Origin of the sequence: Sulfuricurvum sp. (assembly GCF_028712165.1) — a bacterium.
Classification (GTDB): Bacteria; Campylobacterota; Campylobacteria; order Campylobacterales; family Sulfurimonadaceae; genus Sulfuricurvum.
The window spans coordinates 1-15,800 of the sequence record NZ_JAQTQR010000065.1 but is presented as its reverse complement, the minus strand read 5'-3'; the positions used below and the strand labels follow the sequence as shown (position 1 = coordinate 15,800).

Sequence of the window (15,800 nt, the reverse complement as noted above, 5' to 3'; positions counted from 1 at the left end):
TTAGGCTTGTATCGTAGCAATTAGCAAGAGTAGGTAGATTTGAATTCGAACGCAGTAGGACGAGCTTCGTCAGGCCATACTTGGGTTTCAAATTTGTAGTTTTGGTATGTATCCAAAAATTCCGGAGTCATAACCGGTTGTAAGAAGTCGTTATCACGGATCAATGCTTCCAATGCACCACGTAATGTGTGCGGCATTTGTGGAATCCCTTTTTCACGGATTTCATTCAATGAAAGTTCAAACAAATCTTCGTCCATCGGTCCAACCGGAACCGTTTTGTTTTTGATACCGTCAAGTCCAGCCAACAACATCGCAGTAAATGCAAGGTATGGGCATGAAGTAGAATCCGGGAAACGCATTTCAATACGTGTCGCTTTTTCACCTGCACCGTAAGGAACACGGCAAGAAGCTGAACGGTTTTGGCTTGAATACGTCAAAATTGACGGCGCTTCGAAACCTGGGATAAGACGTTTGAATGAGTTGGTTGATGGGTTAGTAAATGCTGCAACCGCACGGGCGTGAGCAAAAACACCGCCAACATAATGAAGAGCTGTTTCAGACAAGTTGCTGTAGCCGCCTTCTTTGTAGAATGTATTTTTACCGTCTTTCCAGATTGATTGGTGAACGTGCATACCGTTACCGTTGTCGCCATAAAGCGGTTTAGGCATGAAAGTAACTGTTTTACCGTTAAGGTGTGCAACCATTTTGATAACGTATTTAAGTTTTTGAACGTTATCCGCAGCGTTTACAAGAGTATCAAATACGATACCGATTTCACCTTGTGCTTGTGCAACTTCGTGGTGACCGAGAACAACTTCAAGACCGACTTGTTCAAGAACCATCATCATCTCAGCACGTAGATCAACCATAGTATCGATCGGAGCTACCGGGAAATAACCCCCTTTTGTACGTGGACGATGACCTGTGTTGTAACCGTCTTGGAACGATTTACTGTCATTCCATTCACCCTCTTCAGAATCTACTTCGTAGTATGAACAGTTGATTTCATCACGGATTTTTACATCGTCAAATACGAAAAATTCATTTTCAGGACCAAAATACGCAACATCGCCTACACCGGCACCTTTAAGGTGCTCAAGTGCTTTTTTAGCGATAGAACGTGGGCATTTCTCATACGCTTGTCCTTTGTAAATATCATAGACATCACAGAAAACGATAATGGTCGGATCAGCGGTAAACGGATCCATGAATGCAGATTCTGCATCCGGTTTTAGAAGCATATCCGAACGGTTAATCGGTTGCCAAGCATCGATTGATGAACCATCAAAAGGGAGACCATTTTCAAAATGACCTGCATTTACTGCACTGTAGCGATAGCTAACATGGTGCCATGTCCCTTTCATATCGGTGAAACGGAAATCTACGAACTGAACGTCGTTCTCTTTTGAAAAACTAAAAAACTCGTCGACACTGTTTACGAATTTACCCATGCTTATCTCCTGAAAAAAATAGAAAGTTGAGTAGTATATCAAAAAAGACTAAAAAGAGAAGAGATTTAGATGATTAAAATTTAATCATTTCTCTGTCACGCCCTCTGTATACGGCACATTTATCATAACCGACCGATCGTGCCAGAGTTTCTATCTCCTGCGTAAAAAGTCCGACTTGTTCAGGATTATGTGCATCCGAACCGAATGTAATCGGTATCTCTCTCATGATAATTTCTTGAAGCAGCAAAGGGGAAGGATACGCCTCAACTATCGGTTTCCGATATCCGGAAACATTGATTTCTATGCACATGTTTGCTTTTTTAATCGCGTTCAGTGCCTCTTTTGCCAATGTTCGAATATCTTGTGTCGGGAGGTACTTGAACACTTTAAGCAAATCCAAATGACCGACAATATCGAATTTTCCGCTCTTCGCCATCGTTTCTACAAGTCCGAAATAACGCCGATACACATCATCAATATCGACCCCCTCATACCGTCCGATAAATTCTGGATTGTCAAATCCCCAATCATCGATAAAATGGACACTGCCGATCAAATAATCGCATGGACGTTTTAACACTGACTCTTCCATATACCCGGGAAGGAAATCAATTTCATACCCCAGTAAAACCGTAATTTGATCTTCATAGCGCTGTTGCGCTTCTCTTACCCAAGACTCATACAGCTCCATTTGCTCAAATGTCATTCTGTATTTCGGGTCATAATGCATGGGAGCATGATCTGAAAAACCGAAAAACTCTGTGCCGCACGCTATTGCAGCCTCTACGTATTCATTGACGGTGCCGCTGGCATGATTGCATAAAACAGTATGATTATGAAGATCAACTTTCATCTTTTATCCATTGAAACTAAAGATTTACATGCTATTATAGTGCAATTTAATCGTTAAGGTATGGGTCATGACGCAAGAAGAGTTAGATGCACTGATGAGCGGTGATATAGATTTGGATGAAGCCTATGAAGAAACAGAACTTTCAAACACAGATACCAAAGATGAAGAAAATACAGTAAGCGAAGAAGAACCCTACAACGAAACGGATCCGGAAAAATACCGTGTATCTGCTGTACACAGCTGGCCGCCGCCTCCGCCGACAGATGAGAATAAAATGGTTCATCAGCTCGATGATGTCACCAAAGAGAGTGAAGAAAAAGCCTCTGAAATTTTCGATCTGATCGAAGGGATCAGTAATGATCTCGGTAAAGGTGAAAAACAAGTAAAAACTGTCAAAGCAGTTATTCAAAGCAATATTGAACTATTCGATACACTCAGTGTTAAATTTCCCCACGTTGAAGCTTTTAAAACTCAGCTGACCAAAAATCAGGACATTTCGCTCACTATGGATGAAATCCTTGAGATGCTCCAAAACGGCGGTGATACGATCATGAACGTTATGGATATCATGCAGTATCAGGATATCCACCGTCAAAAAATCGAGCGGGTTATCAACGTTATGCGTGCACTCTCTACCTATATGAATCACCTGTTTTCCGGAAAAATCGATGATTCCAAACGGGTTGCATCTGCTGTTCATCTCCCGGGAGATACCGGAAATGATGATGTTGTCAGCAGTGATGATATCGAAGCATTACTTGCTTCTTTTGGAAAGAAATAATATTTTTTATACTTTTCTTTTTCATAAGAAAAGTACCAAAAGAAAATCGCCTCCACAACAAATCGCTGTCGGTATGCTGACGCATTACTGCACGCGACCTCGCTCTTTGTATGTTGTAGAGGCATCATTTAGCAGTTAACCTTTCACTTTCAAACATTCAACACCTTTTTTTTGATAAAATCTCCTAAAATTTAGACGAATCGAGCAACTCTCTTTGAAAAAAGTCGAACTCCTCTCCCCTGCGGGAAATTTAGAAAAACTCAAAATCGCCATCGATTACGGTGCCGATGCCGTTTACGGAGGCGTGAGCCATTTTTCGCTTCGTATCCGTTCCGGTAAAGAGTTTGATTTGGAAAGTTTTAAAGAGGGGATCGATTACGCCCACGCACGAGGACGAAAAGTCTATGTGACGATCAACGGTTTTCCTTTCAACTCCCAATTGAAATTGCTCAAAGAACACATTTCTACAATGGCCTCATTGGAACCGGATGCGTTTATTGTGGCTACACCCGGTGTATTAAAACTCGCACACCAAATCGCACCCCATATTCCGCTGCATCTCTCAACCCAAGCCAACGTTATGAATGTACTTGATGCCCAGGTCTACTATGACATGGGTGCTCGCCGAATCATAGCAGCTCGGGAAATTTCGCTCAAAGATTTAAAGCAGATCAAAGAAGAACTCCCCGATTTGGAGATCGAAGTATTCGTCCACGGGTCAATGTGTTTTGCCTACAGCGGACGTTGTTTGATCTCAACGCTGCAAAGCGGACGAGTACCAAATCGCGGAAGCTGCGCTAATGACTGCCGTTTCCCGTACGAGATGTATGCAGCTAATCCTGAAACGGGTACACTGTTTAAACTCGTCGAAGACGAAGGAGTCGGAACCTACATCATGAACTCCAAAGATCTTAATCTGGCAAGCCATATTAAAGAGATATTGGATGCCGGGTGTATCGATTCGCTTAAAATCGAAGGGCGTACAAAAGCTCCTTATTATGCCGCTATCACAGCTAAAGTATATCGACGTGCGATTGATGATTATTATGCCGGGAAAAATGACCCGGACGCATATCAACAAGAGTTGGGAACCATGCAAAATCGTGGCTTTACCGATGCCTATCTCGTCAATCGCCCTTTTGAAAAACATGATACCCAAAACCTCGACTTTTCAATGATGATGGGAACCACTCAAGTGAGCGGTATTGTGGATGAGAGCGGTCTGTTTTATGAATGCAAATACAAAACGTTCCCGGGGGATGTGATGGAAATACTCACCCCCGATGAATCGTTACTTGTTGAAACAGATAACGAAATCGGAACCATCCGTAAAATCGAAGGGAAATGGACCATTTCTTTTAAACAGCTCCTCGCTGAAAACGGTAAGATCTGGGATCAGGTACACAGCGGTAATCTTAACCGATTTACACTCCCTATCAAAATGCCGGCATTTACCTTTTTCCGTATCCCTGCAACAAAAGATATGGGGACCGTCACAAAATGTTAACTTTAAAATCCAAGGAGTCAATTAAATGAAATTCGTATCAATTATCATGGGGAGCAAAAGCGATTTTGATGTAATGAAATCGTGCTCAGAAACGCTTGAAGCATTCGGAGTTCCGTATGAACTGATTATCTCATCCGCGCATCGTAGTCCTGAGCGCACAAAAGACTATGTACTCGCAGCAGAAACCAAAGGGGCACAGGTATTTATCGCAGCAGCCGGCATGGCAGCGCATTTGGCAGGTGTGTTATCTTCAAAAACCATCAAACCGATTATCGGTGTACCTATGAGCGCCTCGGCACTCAGCGGAATCGACGCACTGCTCTCAACTGTCCAAATGCCTGCAGGAATGCCTGTTGCAACTGTCGCTATCGGTAAAGCGGGAGCTATCAATTCCGCTTATCTTGCCATGCAGATTTTAGCACTGGAAAACGAAGAATTACGAATGAAACTCCAAGAAGATCGAATCAGCAAAGCGAAAAAGGTTGAGATGGATTCATTGGAAATAGAGACACTATTATAACTTTTGTTATAATCAAAAATATAAACGGCAGGTGGTAAGAAATGCAAGGGCACTGGATGAGTATCGATGATTACGCTCATATGACACACCTCGAACGCAGTGCTGTTGAAGCATTGATTGTCCGAGGAAAACTTACTACTATTGTCGAAGACGGTGAGGTATTTATTGATCCCGGTCACGGTATGGCAGGAATCGTCCCCTCAGGGCTGCATGAACTCAGTGCATCCCATGCAGATGTTACACTGGGTGCGAGCTTCGTCGAAAAAACAATCGGTACTATCATCAATCTTCATGAAAAAGTGCTTGTAGCCAAAGAAGAGACAATCGAATCGATCAAAAATGAAAACCTTTTTCTTAAAGAGGCGCTTGGATCACTTCAAGAGCTTTATGATGAGGATCGTAAAACGATCGCAACGCTTACCGAACAGCTCCGTCTCTCCCAACAAGAGGTTGAATTTATGCGCCGTAAATACAAACTGATGTGGGGAAAAGTAATCGACGAATATGGAGCACAATGACCATACAGAATGAATGTTTAGGATGTATCACAGCCCAAAGTAAACGGGTTTGTGAAGCGATACATGCGGATGCAGCCTTGACTGAACGTATTGTTCAGTACGTTGAAACATCACTTCAAAATGCCGATTTTACCCTCTCACCTCCTGTTATTGCCGCACCGCTTTATGAACAGATGGCTGTATTGGCCGGTACTAACGATCTCTACGAACATCAGAAACAGCATGCAACCCAACAAGCCAATTCTTATATACCGTTTTTACAGGAGACGATTGAGCAGAGCGATCATCCGTTTACAGCGACACTAAAAACGGCCGTAGTGGGAAATGTTATTGATCTGGCTGCTGAAGTAAGTTTCGATCTTCATGAAGCGATCAACTCTGTATTTACCACACCGTTTGCCCATGACGACAGTGCACAGTTATCGGATACCCTCAAACGTTCTAAAACTGTTCTCTATATCGGTGACAATGCAGGTGAGCATATCTTCGATGCATTAACGATACAATCGCTTCAAAAACTCTATCCCAATATAGAATTTACCTATATGGTTCGAGGAAATCCGATAATCAATGATGTGACAATGCAAGAGGCTCTTGATGCAAAAATAGACTCCGTGTGTACTCTGATGGACAGCGGCGTCCCGACTCCCGGATTTGTCTATGAACTCGCATCTCCTAAGGCTCAAGAGCTCTTTGATACAGCGGATCTCATCATCGCTAAAGGGATGGGAAATTACGAGTGTATGACCCCTCCAAAACGACAAAACATCTGCTTTTTGCTTAAAGTAAAATGCTCTGTTGTAGCAGCATCACTGGGAAGAGAAATTGGGGATATCGTCTGTAAATTGGACTGATCAACCTCTGCAAATCCGATTTTTTCCTTCTTCTTTTGCACGATACATAGCATCATCAGCACGCCCTACAACATCTTCTATACGATCCCCTTCGTGACATTCACTGAGCCCAAAACTGCAAGTGAGGGTATGGATATGAGGAAAATCATACGCACTAATCAACTCTTGGATTTTTATAGCTAGATGATTCGCTCCGTTAATATCGGTTTCCTGACAGATAATCAAAAATTCCTCCCCTCCCCAACGACCGACCAGATCCATATCGCGTATATTACCTCGCACTATTTGTGCAAAACTCACCAGCGTCTTATCCCCGACCAAATGGCCATAGGTATCGTTAATCCGCTTAAAATTGTCAAAATCAATCATTATGACGGTATACGGACGATGCGTCCGTTGATACGTTTGATGACATTCCGCCAATTTTTCATCCAGACGGATACGATTGGTAAGTCCGGTTAACGGATCGGTAGTTGCCATCTTTAACAGCCGTTTATTGTATCTTCCCATCTCATATTGGCGATAGATAAAAATCAAAATGATAATTGTTGTTAAGATAGCGATTCGATACACCCAACCGTAATCGACATGGCTTTCATACGAAATGGCAATATAGCGGTTAAAAATCTTTTGCCTCTCTGCAATACTAATCTCGTCTATTGCTTTATCAATAATCGATTTGAGTTCCGGATAATCATTACGAATCATCATACGGACGTCAAAATTAAACTCGGTCGTCCCTGAGATTTTAAGATCCAAATAATGATCGGCATTCATCAAATAAGCTACAACAGGGAGAATGTCAATAACGGCATCAACGCGTCCGGAACTCAAAAGTTTTAATCCCTCACGCGTATCTTCAACATCAACAATCGTAATTTTTGGATAGCGAGCCGAAATAATTGATGAGATACTATACCCCTGACCGATAGCAACCCGTTTTCCGTTCAATGCATCTAGTCCGGGAATAAAATCAATCGTTTTATTGGTAACGATAACATTCGCAAATGTGGCATAAGGCTTTGAAAAAAGGGCGTAAGGCTCTTTGTCGGAAGAGAGCGAAGTTCCCAGTGTCACATCTGCCGTTTTTGTTTTGATCGCTTCAAGCACCCCGCCCCAAGTAGGAGATGATACATAGGCGGTATGCATACCTGTCCGTTTTACGATGAGTTTCCAAAAATCAACAGCAATACCTTGAAGGTGAAAATCATCGTGATCCGAATAAAAATTAAACGGAGGCCAAGCATCTGTAGAGGTATAACGGATCGTATTCATATGCAAAAAGGATCGTTCATCCACGCTCAAAGGTACAGATTGATTGGTAGAATCTTCATAAATAAATCCATAAAACCGTTCTTCCTTTTGTGGCACTCCCATCACTTTATAAATGTCTGAAATACGACGAAATTTCTCCAAGGTCATTGCCCCAAGAGGCTGATTTCCCCGATATGCGAGTTCTTTTAAGACTTCGCCTTCATAGATGAGACTCTCTTTTGACTTATGTTGTCCGTCATAACGCTCTTTAATCAATTGTGCTGTTTCAGGGATATGGGCAAACGCATATTCCCAGCCCTTGAGCGTTGCGTCAACGAAAGCGCGAACTCTTTTTGGATGATTTTTAACTTCCGATTCGGTCGTAAAAAGGATATCACTGTAGAAATCGAATCCGTACGATTCAGGGTTGATAGAATTGGTTTCTATCCCTTTTTCTCTAAGAACATACGGTTCGTTAGAGATATAGCATGCCATAACATCCGTTTTACCGTTAGCAATGTCCATGGGGTTGTAGCTGTGTCTCAAAATTTTCAATTGATTAAGTCTAATCCCTTGTGAATTGAGCATAGCCCGTACTGAAATCGTGTCTTGGAAGTCCTCTGTCATCATGACCCGTTTACCGATAAGATCGCGAGGTGTTTTGATATCCAATGATTTTTTAGAGAGAAGAATAAACGGAGAACTTTGAAATATCGCTGCTAGAGCAACCACATCTTTCCCCTCCATACGGTCAATCAGAAGCGAAGATCTCCCGATTCCATACGTACTCCTACCCGCCATAACTTCATCAATAGCTAGCACTTTCGGATCGAATTTTTGGATGGTAACATCCAGCCCCGCATCTTTATAAAAACCTTTTTCTTTTGCAATGTAGTATCCGGCAAATTGGAATTGATCTGCCCATTGTAATTTTACCGATACCTTTTCCAGTGGCGGCTGAGCATACAGCGCAGTAATACAGAACAATAAAATAAAGTAATAATGCTTCATCCCGCCGCCTTTCTCGTTTTTCCTTTATAATAGGGTGTATTGCTTTAAGAATCCCTTTAGAAACGGGTTTTTGGTATAATGACGCACTTTATTTTATGGGACAGTTATGATTACGTTCGGTGATATGCTTTTAAAACTTCAACAATTTTGGAACGACCAAGGGTGTGCGATTGTACAGCCATACGACATTGCCGCAGGTGCCGGGACATTTCACCCGGCAACTTTCCTCCGTTCGCTCGATTCAAAACCGTGGTCGGTTGCCTATGTCGCACCAAGCCGACGTCCGACAGACGGTCGTTACGGGGAAAATCCAAACCGTTTGGGAAGCTACTATCAGTTTCAGGTTCTCATTAAACCGAGTCCGGAGAATATCCAGGAACTTTATCTTAAAAGTTTGGAATATCTGGGACTCAATCTAAAAGACCACGATATCCGTTTTGTCGAGGACAACTGGGAATCACCAACCCTCGGAGCGTGGGGACTGGGATGGGAAGTGTGGCTTAACGGTATGGAAGTGACACAGTTCACCTACTTTCAACAAGTCGGCGGCGTGGCGTGTGATCCCGTCGCAGTTGAAATCACCTACGGAACCGAACGTCTTGCAATGTATCTGCAAGGGGTCGATACGGTATTTGATATCGTATGGAGCAAAAATAAATTCGGTCAGACCCTCTATCGTGATATCCACAAAGAGGGAGAAATCGAATTTTCAAAATACAACTTTGAAATCGCCGATACCGCAATGCTGTTTCATGAGTTTGAAGCAAAATCCGCAGAATGTAAACGGTGTCTCGATGCGGAACTTCCTCTCCCGGCATACGATCTGTGCATGATGGCATCCCATACGTTTAACACCCTCGATGCGCGCAAAGCGATCTCCGTTACCGAACGGGCCAATTACATCCTCAAAATCCGTGAACTCGCCAAAGGGTGTGCAGAACTCTATAAGTCACAAGAAGAAGCACGAAATCATCGTGTATGTTCTTAACGCCACAGGAGTAAAACCCCTGTGTCTACGCTAACGCTAAGTTCTCTTCAGCAGAGTGCTCACGCACGCTTGCGTGCTTCTTGTTCTCGCCTTATCTAAATCCATGCAAACCCTCATCGGTCAAATCGATCGGATTATCTACCAAAACAACGGATTTTTTATCGCCGCACTCAAAAGCGGGGATAAAATCAGTGCGCACTATTACGAAAGTGATGTCGATCATCTCATCAATGCCGCCGTCACACTCAAAGGCTTCTGGGAAGAACATCGCCAGCATGGACGAACGTTTAAAGCCCACTCCCTCATTGTCAATCAAAATGAACTCTTCTTTTTTCTCAACCGAGTCGTCAAAGGATTTACCAAAAAACTGACTGCCGAACTGATTGAAAAATACGGAACCGACGGGCTTGTCGATATTCTGGATAATGACATTGAGCGTCTCCTCGAGATCAAAGGGATGCATGAAAAACGTCTTTTGAAACTCTCTAGCGGATGGAAACAGTTTCGCTCCATGCGTCTTTTGGGTGAGTTTTTAGCCCCCTTCGGCGTCACGCCCGCTTTACTTCGGCTGATAGCAGGAGCTTTGAGGGAAGTCAAAGATCCTATCGAAGCGATCAAAAATAATCCGTACGGATTGATGCGTATCAACGGCATCGGGTTTAAAAAAGCTGACGAAATCGCACTCAATATGGGAGTGAAAACAGATGATGACCGCCGCATCCAGGCAGCCATGGAATATACTCTCAGCGAATACTGCGACCAAGAAGGAAACAGCTGTATCGAAAGAGAGGCTCTGTTTCATAAACTCGATCAACTTTTATCTCTCGGACACCATGATCGGTACAATGAAGCACTCGACGATCGTCTGCGTGAGGGAAGTATTACCCTGCTGCCCAGCTTGAAGCTCTCCCCTACCCGTATTTATGAGGCAGAAAAACTCCTAACCGATGAATTCAAACGTCGAGGTAAAAGTAAAAATGAACCGCTATCGGACGATCTTGAAAGGTTTTTGAAAACCCAGTCACTGAAACTGGGAGAACAGCAATATACGGCATTGGAGCTTATCAATCAAGGGTGCGGGTTAATTTTCCTCGTCGGGTACGCCGGAACTGGAAAAAGCACTACTGCAAAAGCACTTCTCGATCTTCTATCCACCCGTTATGACCCCAATCTCATCATGACCTGTGCACTCAGCGGAATCGCTTCTCAGCGAATACGGGAACGAAGCGGCTATCAAAGTGCCACGATCCAAAGCCTATTGGTGAAGTTTGAATCACAAGACACAATGCCCTACAAAGTGATTCTAATCGATGAAGCTTCAATGATTAATTCGCTCCTATTTGCGCGGCTCATAGCAAAAATAGAGCGGGATGCCACCGTCATTATCGTCGGTGACGATGCGCAACTCCCCCCGATCGGTGCGGGCAGTCCACTGAGTGATGCAATAGCTCTCAATCTCGCCCCTACGGTGATGTTGACCCAAATTTATCGTCAGCGTGACGATCAAGCCATCGCCCTTATCGCCAACGATATACGGCGCGGTATTATCCCATCCTATCAGGACGAATACGAAGATTTCACCTTTATCCCCGTCGAACTCTCCAACCGTCATGCACTCAAAAACTCTTTGAGCTCTGCAGAATATGAAGAAGCTATCCATACCCAAAACCACAATCTTTTGGCTGCCGTTGCCGAAGTAACGCTGCAGTATCTTCCCCAGTCACGTGAAAAACTTCAGACCAAACAAATACGGGAATACCTCAATGCTTTTCAGGTGATTTCGCCGATGCGCGGAAATACCTTGGGAGTCGATAATCTCAATCTACTTCTCCAAAATTATTTTAATCCGAATCCAAAAAAGAAAATCGCTACCTTCAAAGGGGAATTTCGCCTCCACGATAAAGTGGTTCATACTAAAAATGAAAATATTCTCTCCTACACTACTGAAAGTTTTAAAAACGGTGAAGACCCGAGCGAACGGAGAATTTTCAACGGTATGTGCGGATTGATCTTTCGCCTCGATGAGGAAGAGGAACTCTGTTATGTCTTCTACCCCAATGAAGAGCTCATCGTCCAATACAAATATGAGCAGCTCAGCGATTTCCTCAATCTCTCTTATGCACTGAGTGTCCATAAAGTGCAAGGGATGGAGTATGAGAGGGTTGTAATGGTTATGAGTTTTTCTCACCATATAATGCTCAATACCAAACTTCTCTACACTGCTTTGACACGGGCAAAAGGGCATTGCATTGTGATCGGAGAATCCGGTGCGTTTGAATCGGCGTGCAGACGGTTGGAACAGTCCAAGCGTTCAACCGTGATGCAAGAAATAAATTAGATAGAGGATAAAAAATTTCCTTTATTTTTATGTGATACAATTATAATTCTAATCCAAAAAAAACAAGGATTCACCATGAAAATATTGATGCTTTCAGCAATCGTAGCTACTTCTGTAATGGGAGCTTCCCTTATTGATGAAGCTAAAACTGCAGGGCTCAAACCGATTCCTGCCAACCCAAAAGCACTTGAAAAGCTCACTTCAAATCCTAAAAATCCGACTACTGCCGCTAAAGTGGAACTCGGGAAAATGCTCTATTTTGAACCGCGTCTTTCTAAAAGCGGTCTTATCAGCTGTAATACCTGCCATAATCTGGCAATCGGAGGCGTTGACGGAATGAGTGCAGCCATTGGGCACAAATGGACATCAAATCCACACGGTCTCAGCTCACCAACCGTTTATAATGCCGTATTCTACAGCCAACAATTCTGGGATGGGCGTTCTCCGCATCTCGAAGATCAAGCACAAGGACCGATCCAAGCCGGACCAGAAATGGCAGCTCCAAAGGATTACGTAACCAACGTAGTCACTTCCATGCCTGAGTACGTTAAAATGTTCCAAAAAGCGTACGGTAAAGATGTCAAAATCACATTTGAAAAAGTGGCTGATACGATTGCGGTATTCGAGCGTACTCTCGTAACCCCTTCACGCTATGATGATTTCCTGCGCGGCAATAAAAAAGCGCTAACAACTGCAGAGCAAAAAGGACTTAAAACCTTTATCGACAAAGGATGTACTACTTGTCATAATGACATTGCACTCGGAGGAACAATGCAGGCTTTCGGTGTTGTCGCTCCGTATAAATATATGAATGTAGGAGATTTCAAAGGGGATAAAAATGGAATGGTCCGTGTACCGACACTCCGTAACGTGACTCAAACTGCCCCTTACTTCCACAACGGCCAAATTGCCACACTTAGTGAAGCGATCAAAGAGATGGGACGTATTCAACTCGGTGTTGACTTAACGAATGAAGAGATTGCATCGATCCAAACTTTCTTACAATCGCTCGAAGGTAAAAAACCGACCATCATTTATCCGATGCTTCCATCAGCTACTGCAACTACACCTAAAGTAGACGTGGTTAATAACTAATTTATTTTAATACGCCATCGGAATGCATCCCGATTGACTACGTTAACACTGGGTTTCGCTCGGCGCGAAGCCCACGCGCAGTCACCGCGCTTTTTTCCTCATTACTCACATTTAATTCCCTCAAATTCTTTTTGGTAATCGGCACAATCTCTCATCGGTATTTGTAAAATCTGAGGTTTTTTATTCGGATCAAGCCATTTTAGCAACTCTTTAAGCGATTCTTCTTCCATTGCCGTACATCCGGATGTAGGGCGATGATCACTGTGGTTGAGATGGATAAAGATACATGAACCTCGCCCCTTGTCTCCAGCTGTGTTATATCCGATCACCGCTCCATTACGGTACACCTCATCATTACGACGCATCATTTCAAAACTTTTCGGCGGATTATCCGGATCAAGAAAGGCAAATGTGTTATAGCGCGGGTCTTCAACATCGTCGATACATATCAGTTTTTCATCAGCATGATAATAGGGCATTAACCCATTGGGACGTACATCGTAGCCAAACGTCGAGCTGATACTAAATACTCCGGCAGGAGAACGGCCGTCCCCCTCATTTTTTAGAGGAATTTTATCACTCGCATAGCCCAAACCGCTTCGACCTAATGTGACCGGGATTTTTTCTCCGATTTTCTCCCATAAAGTATGTTTCTCATACCGCTGCATAGACGCCGCAGTCGAGTTTAGCTCAGGGGAAATCACCACTAATAATTGTTCCGATGCGTGAAGGGTTAAAAAGAGAAATGAGGCGAAGAGGGTTGGAATTGTTTTTAACATGTCATTGTCTTAGTTTATTTTAAAGTTAGGTAGTATAGCATATTGAAAATCGCAAGAGTGAGGCACTGATGACAATTACCGTTCGTAAAGCATCTGAGGCGGATATTGACATTATTGCCCAAGCATTAATCGAGGGTTCGCGTGGCGGGAAGAAGATCGGATTGTTTGATTTGGTCTTTAATACCTCGGATAATGAGTTACTCCTCGGACATCTAAAGCGTTTAGCCCTCACGACAACCAAAAGTTACTGTCATTTCTCAAACTTTTTTATTGCGGTTAGCGGTGCAACTACCGTAGGTACGATTTGCGGCTATGAACCCCGTATCGCAACCCACGAAATCTTTTCAAAAGCACTCGAAGAGATCGGATTTGACGAAACCTACCACGAACGTATCGCTGCCTATCTGCTGTGCGAAGGGGATGTCGACAACAAAACCTTTGTACTTGATTTTATGTTGGTCAAGCCGGAATTTAAAACCATCGATGTATTCAAAGAACTGATCAGTAAAAGTATGCTTACCGCACGGTTAAAAGGGTACCGTAAAGTTCAAACCTCCGTCGAAATCGGCATGGTAGAGACAGAGATGATCTTCAAAAAACTCGGTTTTGAAGTGATTGATGAAAAACGGAGTGAATACTACAAAGAACAGTTCGACCGCCCCGGTATTATGCGTCTTCAGATGATACTGTAAGGATCTCCCATAGAATATGGAATTTTAGGGTTACTCCCGCCGCTCATTGCTATCCTTCTCGCCCTCTTCAGCCGTTCCGTTTTTATCGCTTTAGTAATGGCCGTTCTCGCGGGCGAGTTTATCATTGCAGGCTTTCACCCTATCGATGCACTTGTTTTAACGGCTGAGCGTTTTGGTGGATTGCTAAGTGAAGGGTGGGTGCTCAAAACACTCGCGTTTGCCATCATGGTCGGCTCTGTCATGGCACTCATAGAGCGAAGCGGAGGTGTGGACGGACTGGTCCATGAACTGAGCGTCAAACGTTCCTGGGTAAACAGCAAACGGGGTGCACTCATGCCCAGCTTTATCGCCGGTATTATCGTTTTTATCGAGTCATCCATAACCTCTCTCGTTGCCGGAGCGATCGGACGCCCTTTTTGCGACCGATACGGTATCAGCCGTGCCAAATTGGCATTTGTCTGCGACTCCACCTCTGCACCGGTGTGTTCGCTCATCCCGCTTAATGGATGGGGAGCCCTGTTACTGGGACTCATCGGAGGACAAATCACGGCCGGACTGATCGGAGGTGAGAGCGCAACATGGCTCGTTCAGTCGATAGCTTTTAATTTCTACGCATTCGTTGCCCTGATCATTACCTTTATTGCCGTTTGGTTCGAAATCGATATCGGACCGATGCGTAACGCAGCCATTGTTCCCCCGAATACTATAGAATGCGAGGATGAGAGAGGTCACTTTGGGCTCTTTTTATGGCCGATGGTATGGATGATCGGAGGGGTTATCGCGTTCATGGTCATCACCGGAGGAGGAGATATTCTCAAAGGGTCCGGTTCAACCTCGATTTTTTATACCCTCATTATTACACTGATACTTATGTGGGGATATTATCGATTTAAAAATGCTCTTACGTCCCATGATTTTTTTACAGCCTCGCTGAAAGGGGCAAAAGCAATGGCTCCGATTGCCGCTATCTTGCTCTTTGCCTTTGCGATCGGCGGAGTCAGTTCGGATATGGAAGTAGGCAAATATCTGGCCTCCTTTATCGGCAGCTATTTGCCTTCGGCCTATTTGGGCGGTGCTATTTTCGTTCTGGCTGCAATTATCGCATTTGCTACGGGAACAAGTTGGGGAACGTTTAGTATTATGCTACCTATCGCCGTTC

The 15,800-nt window shown here is 43.7% G+C and carries 14 protein-coding genes; 10 read left to right on the top strand and 4 right to left on the bottom strand.

Features of this window, described 5'->3' with window-relative positions:
- Positions 1-20: 20 nt before the first annotated feature.
- Positions 21-1,451, bottom strand: a complete 1,431-nt coding sequence (glnA, locus tag PHP90_RS11075) for a type I glutamate--ammonia ligase (RefSeq protein ID WP_299929703.1) — start codon at positions 1,449-1,451, stop codon at positions 21-23.
- 73 nt (positions 1,452-1,524) lie between these two features.
- The gene (locus PHP90_RS11070) at positions 1,525-2,304 is read right to left on the bottom strand and encodes a histidinol-phosphatase HisJ family protein (RefSeq protein ID WP_299929700.1); all 780 of its coding nucleotides are present in this window, start codon (positions 2,302-2,304) and stop codon (positions 1,525-1,527) included.
- A gap of 67 nt (positions 2,305-2,371) precedes the next feature.
- Here PHP90_RS11070 and PHP90_RS11065 point away from each other — a divergent pair, with 67 nt between their 5' ends.
- The 5 genes from PHP90_RS11065 (at position 2,372) to PHP90_RS11045 (ending at position 6,484) form a co-directional block, all read left to right on the top strand.
- On the top strand, positions 2,372-3,085 hold the full coding sequence (locus PHP90_RS11065) for a chemotaxis protein (RefSeq protein WP_299929697.1): 714 nt from the start codon (positions 2,372-2,374) through the stop codon (positions 3,083-3,085).
- A gap of 214 nt (positions 3,086-3,299) precedes the next feature.
- Positions 3,300-4,592, top strand: coding sequence for a peptidase U32 family protein (locus PHP90_RS11060; protein WP_299929694.1), 1,293 nt, complete (start codon positions 3,300-3,302; stop codon positions 4,590-4,592).
- Between the two features lie 25 nt (positions 4,593-4,617).
- On the top strand, positions 4,618-5,112 hold the full coding sequence (gene purE / locus PHP90_RS11055; RefSeq protein ID WP_299929691.1) for a 5-(carboxyamino)imidazole ribonucleotide mutase: 495 nt from the start codon (positions 4,618-4,620) through the stop codon (positions 5,110-5,112).
- 41 nt (positions 5,113-5,153) lie between these two features.
- Positions 5,154-5,630, top strand: coding sequence for a DUF3972 domain-containing protein (locus PHP90_RS11050; protein ID WP_299929688.1), 477 nt, complete (start codon positions 5,154-5,156; stop codon positions 5,628-5,630).
- Positions 5,627-6,484 carry an ARMT1-like domain-containing protein gene (locus PHP90_RS11045; protein WP_299929685.1) on the top strand — a complete coding sequence of 286 codons (858 nt, stop codon included), beginning with the start codon at positions 5,627-5,629 and terminating at the stop codon, positions 6,482-6,484. The genes PHP90_RS11050 and PHP90_RS11045 overlap by 4 nt, the downstream gene beginning before the upstream one ends.
- Here PHP90_RS11045 and PHP90_RS11040 read toward each other — a convergent pair whose 3' ends face one another.
- Positions 6,485-8,749 carry an ABC transporter substrate-binding protein gene (locus PHP90_RS11040; RefSeq protein WP_299929682.1) on the bottom strand — a complete coding sequence of 755 codons (2,265 nt, stop codon included), beginning with the start codon at positions 8,747-8,749 and terminating at the stop codon, positions 6,485-6,487.
- Positions 8,750-8,855: 106 nt separating this feature from the next.
- On the opposite strand from PHP90_RS11040, the gene glyQ reads away from it, so the two are divergent.
- The 3 genes from glyQ to PHP90_RS11025 all read left to right on the top strand — a co-directional run bounded on the left by glyQ (position 8,856) and on the right by PHP90_RS11025 (position 13,170).
- A complete protein-coding gene (glyQ, locus tag PHP90_RS11035) occupies positions 8,856-9,737 on the top strand; it encodes a glycine--tRNA ligase subunit alpha (protein ID WP_299929678.1) in 882 nt (293 codons plus the stop codon).
- A gap of 73 nt (positions 9,738-9,810) precedes the next feature.
- Positions 9,811-12,075: an AAA family ATPase gene (locus tag PHP90_RS11030; RefSeq protein ID WP_299929675.1), complete on the top strand. Its 2,265-nt coding sequence runs from the start codon at positions 9,811-9,813 to the stop codon at positions 12,073-12,075.
- A gap of 75 nt (positions 12,076-12,150) precedes the next feature.
- Positions 12,151-13,170, top strand: coding sequence for a cytochrome-c peroxidase (locus tag PHP90_RS11025; protein ID WP_299929672.1), 1,020 nt, complete (start codon positions 12,151-12,153; stop codon positions 13,168-13,170).
- 101 nt (positions 13,171-13,271) lie between these two features.
- On the opposite strand, the gene PHP90_RS11020 is transcribed toward PHP90_RS11025, so the two are convergent.
- Complete coding sequence (locus tag PHP90_RS11020; protein WP_299929669.1) at positions 13,272-13,949, bottom strand: L,D-transpeptidase family protein; 678 nt, start codon at positions 13,947-13,949, stop codon at positions 13,272-13,274.
- Positions 13,950-14,017: 68 nt separating this feature from the next.
- On the opposite strand from PHP90_RS11020, the gene PHP90_RS11015 reads away from it, so the two are divergent.
- Both PHP90_RS11015 and PHP90_RS11010 read left to right on the top strand, forming a co-directional pair.
- On the top strand, positions 14,018-14,641 hold the full coding sequence (locus tag PHP90_RS11015; RefSeq protein WP_299929666.1) for an acyl-CoA acyltransferase: 624 nt from the start codon (positions 14,018-14,020) through the stop codon (positions 14,639-14,641).
- 96 nt (positions 14,642-14,737) lie between these two features.
- Positions 14,738-15,800, top strand: a 1,063-nt coding sequence (locus PHP90_RS11010; RefSeq protein ID WP_299929663.1) for a Na+/H+ antiporter NhaC family protein, incomplete at its 3' end; no start/stop codon positions are given.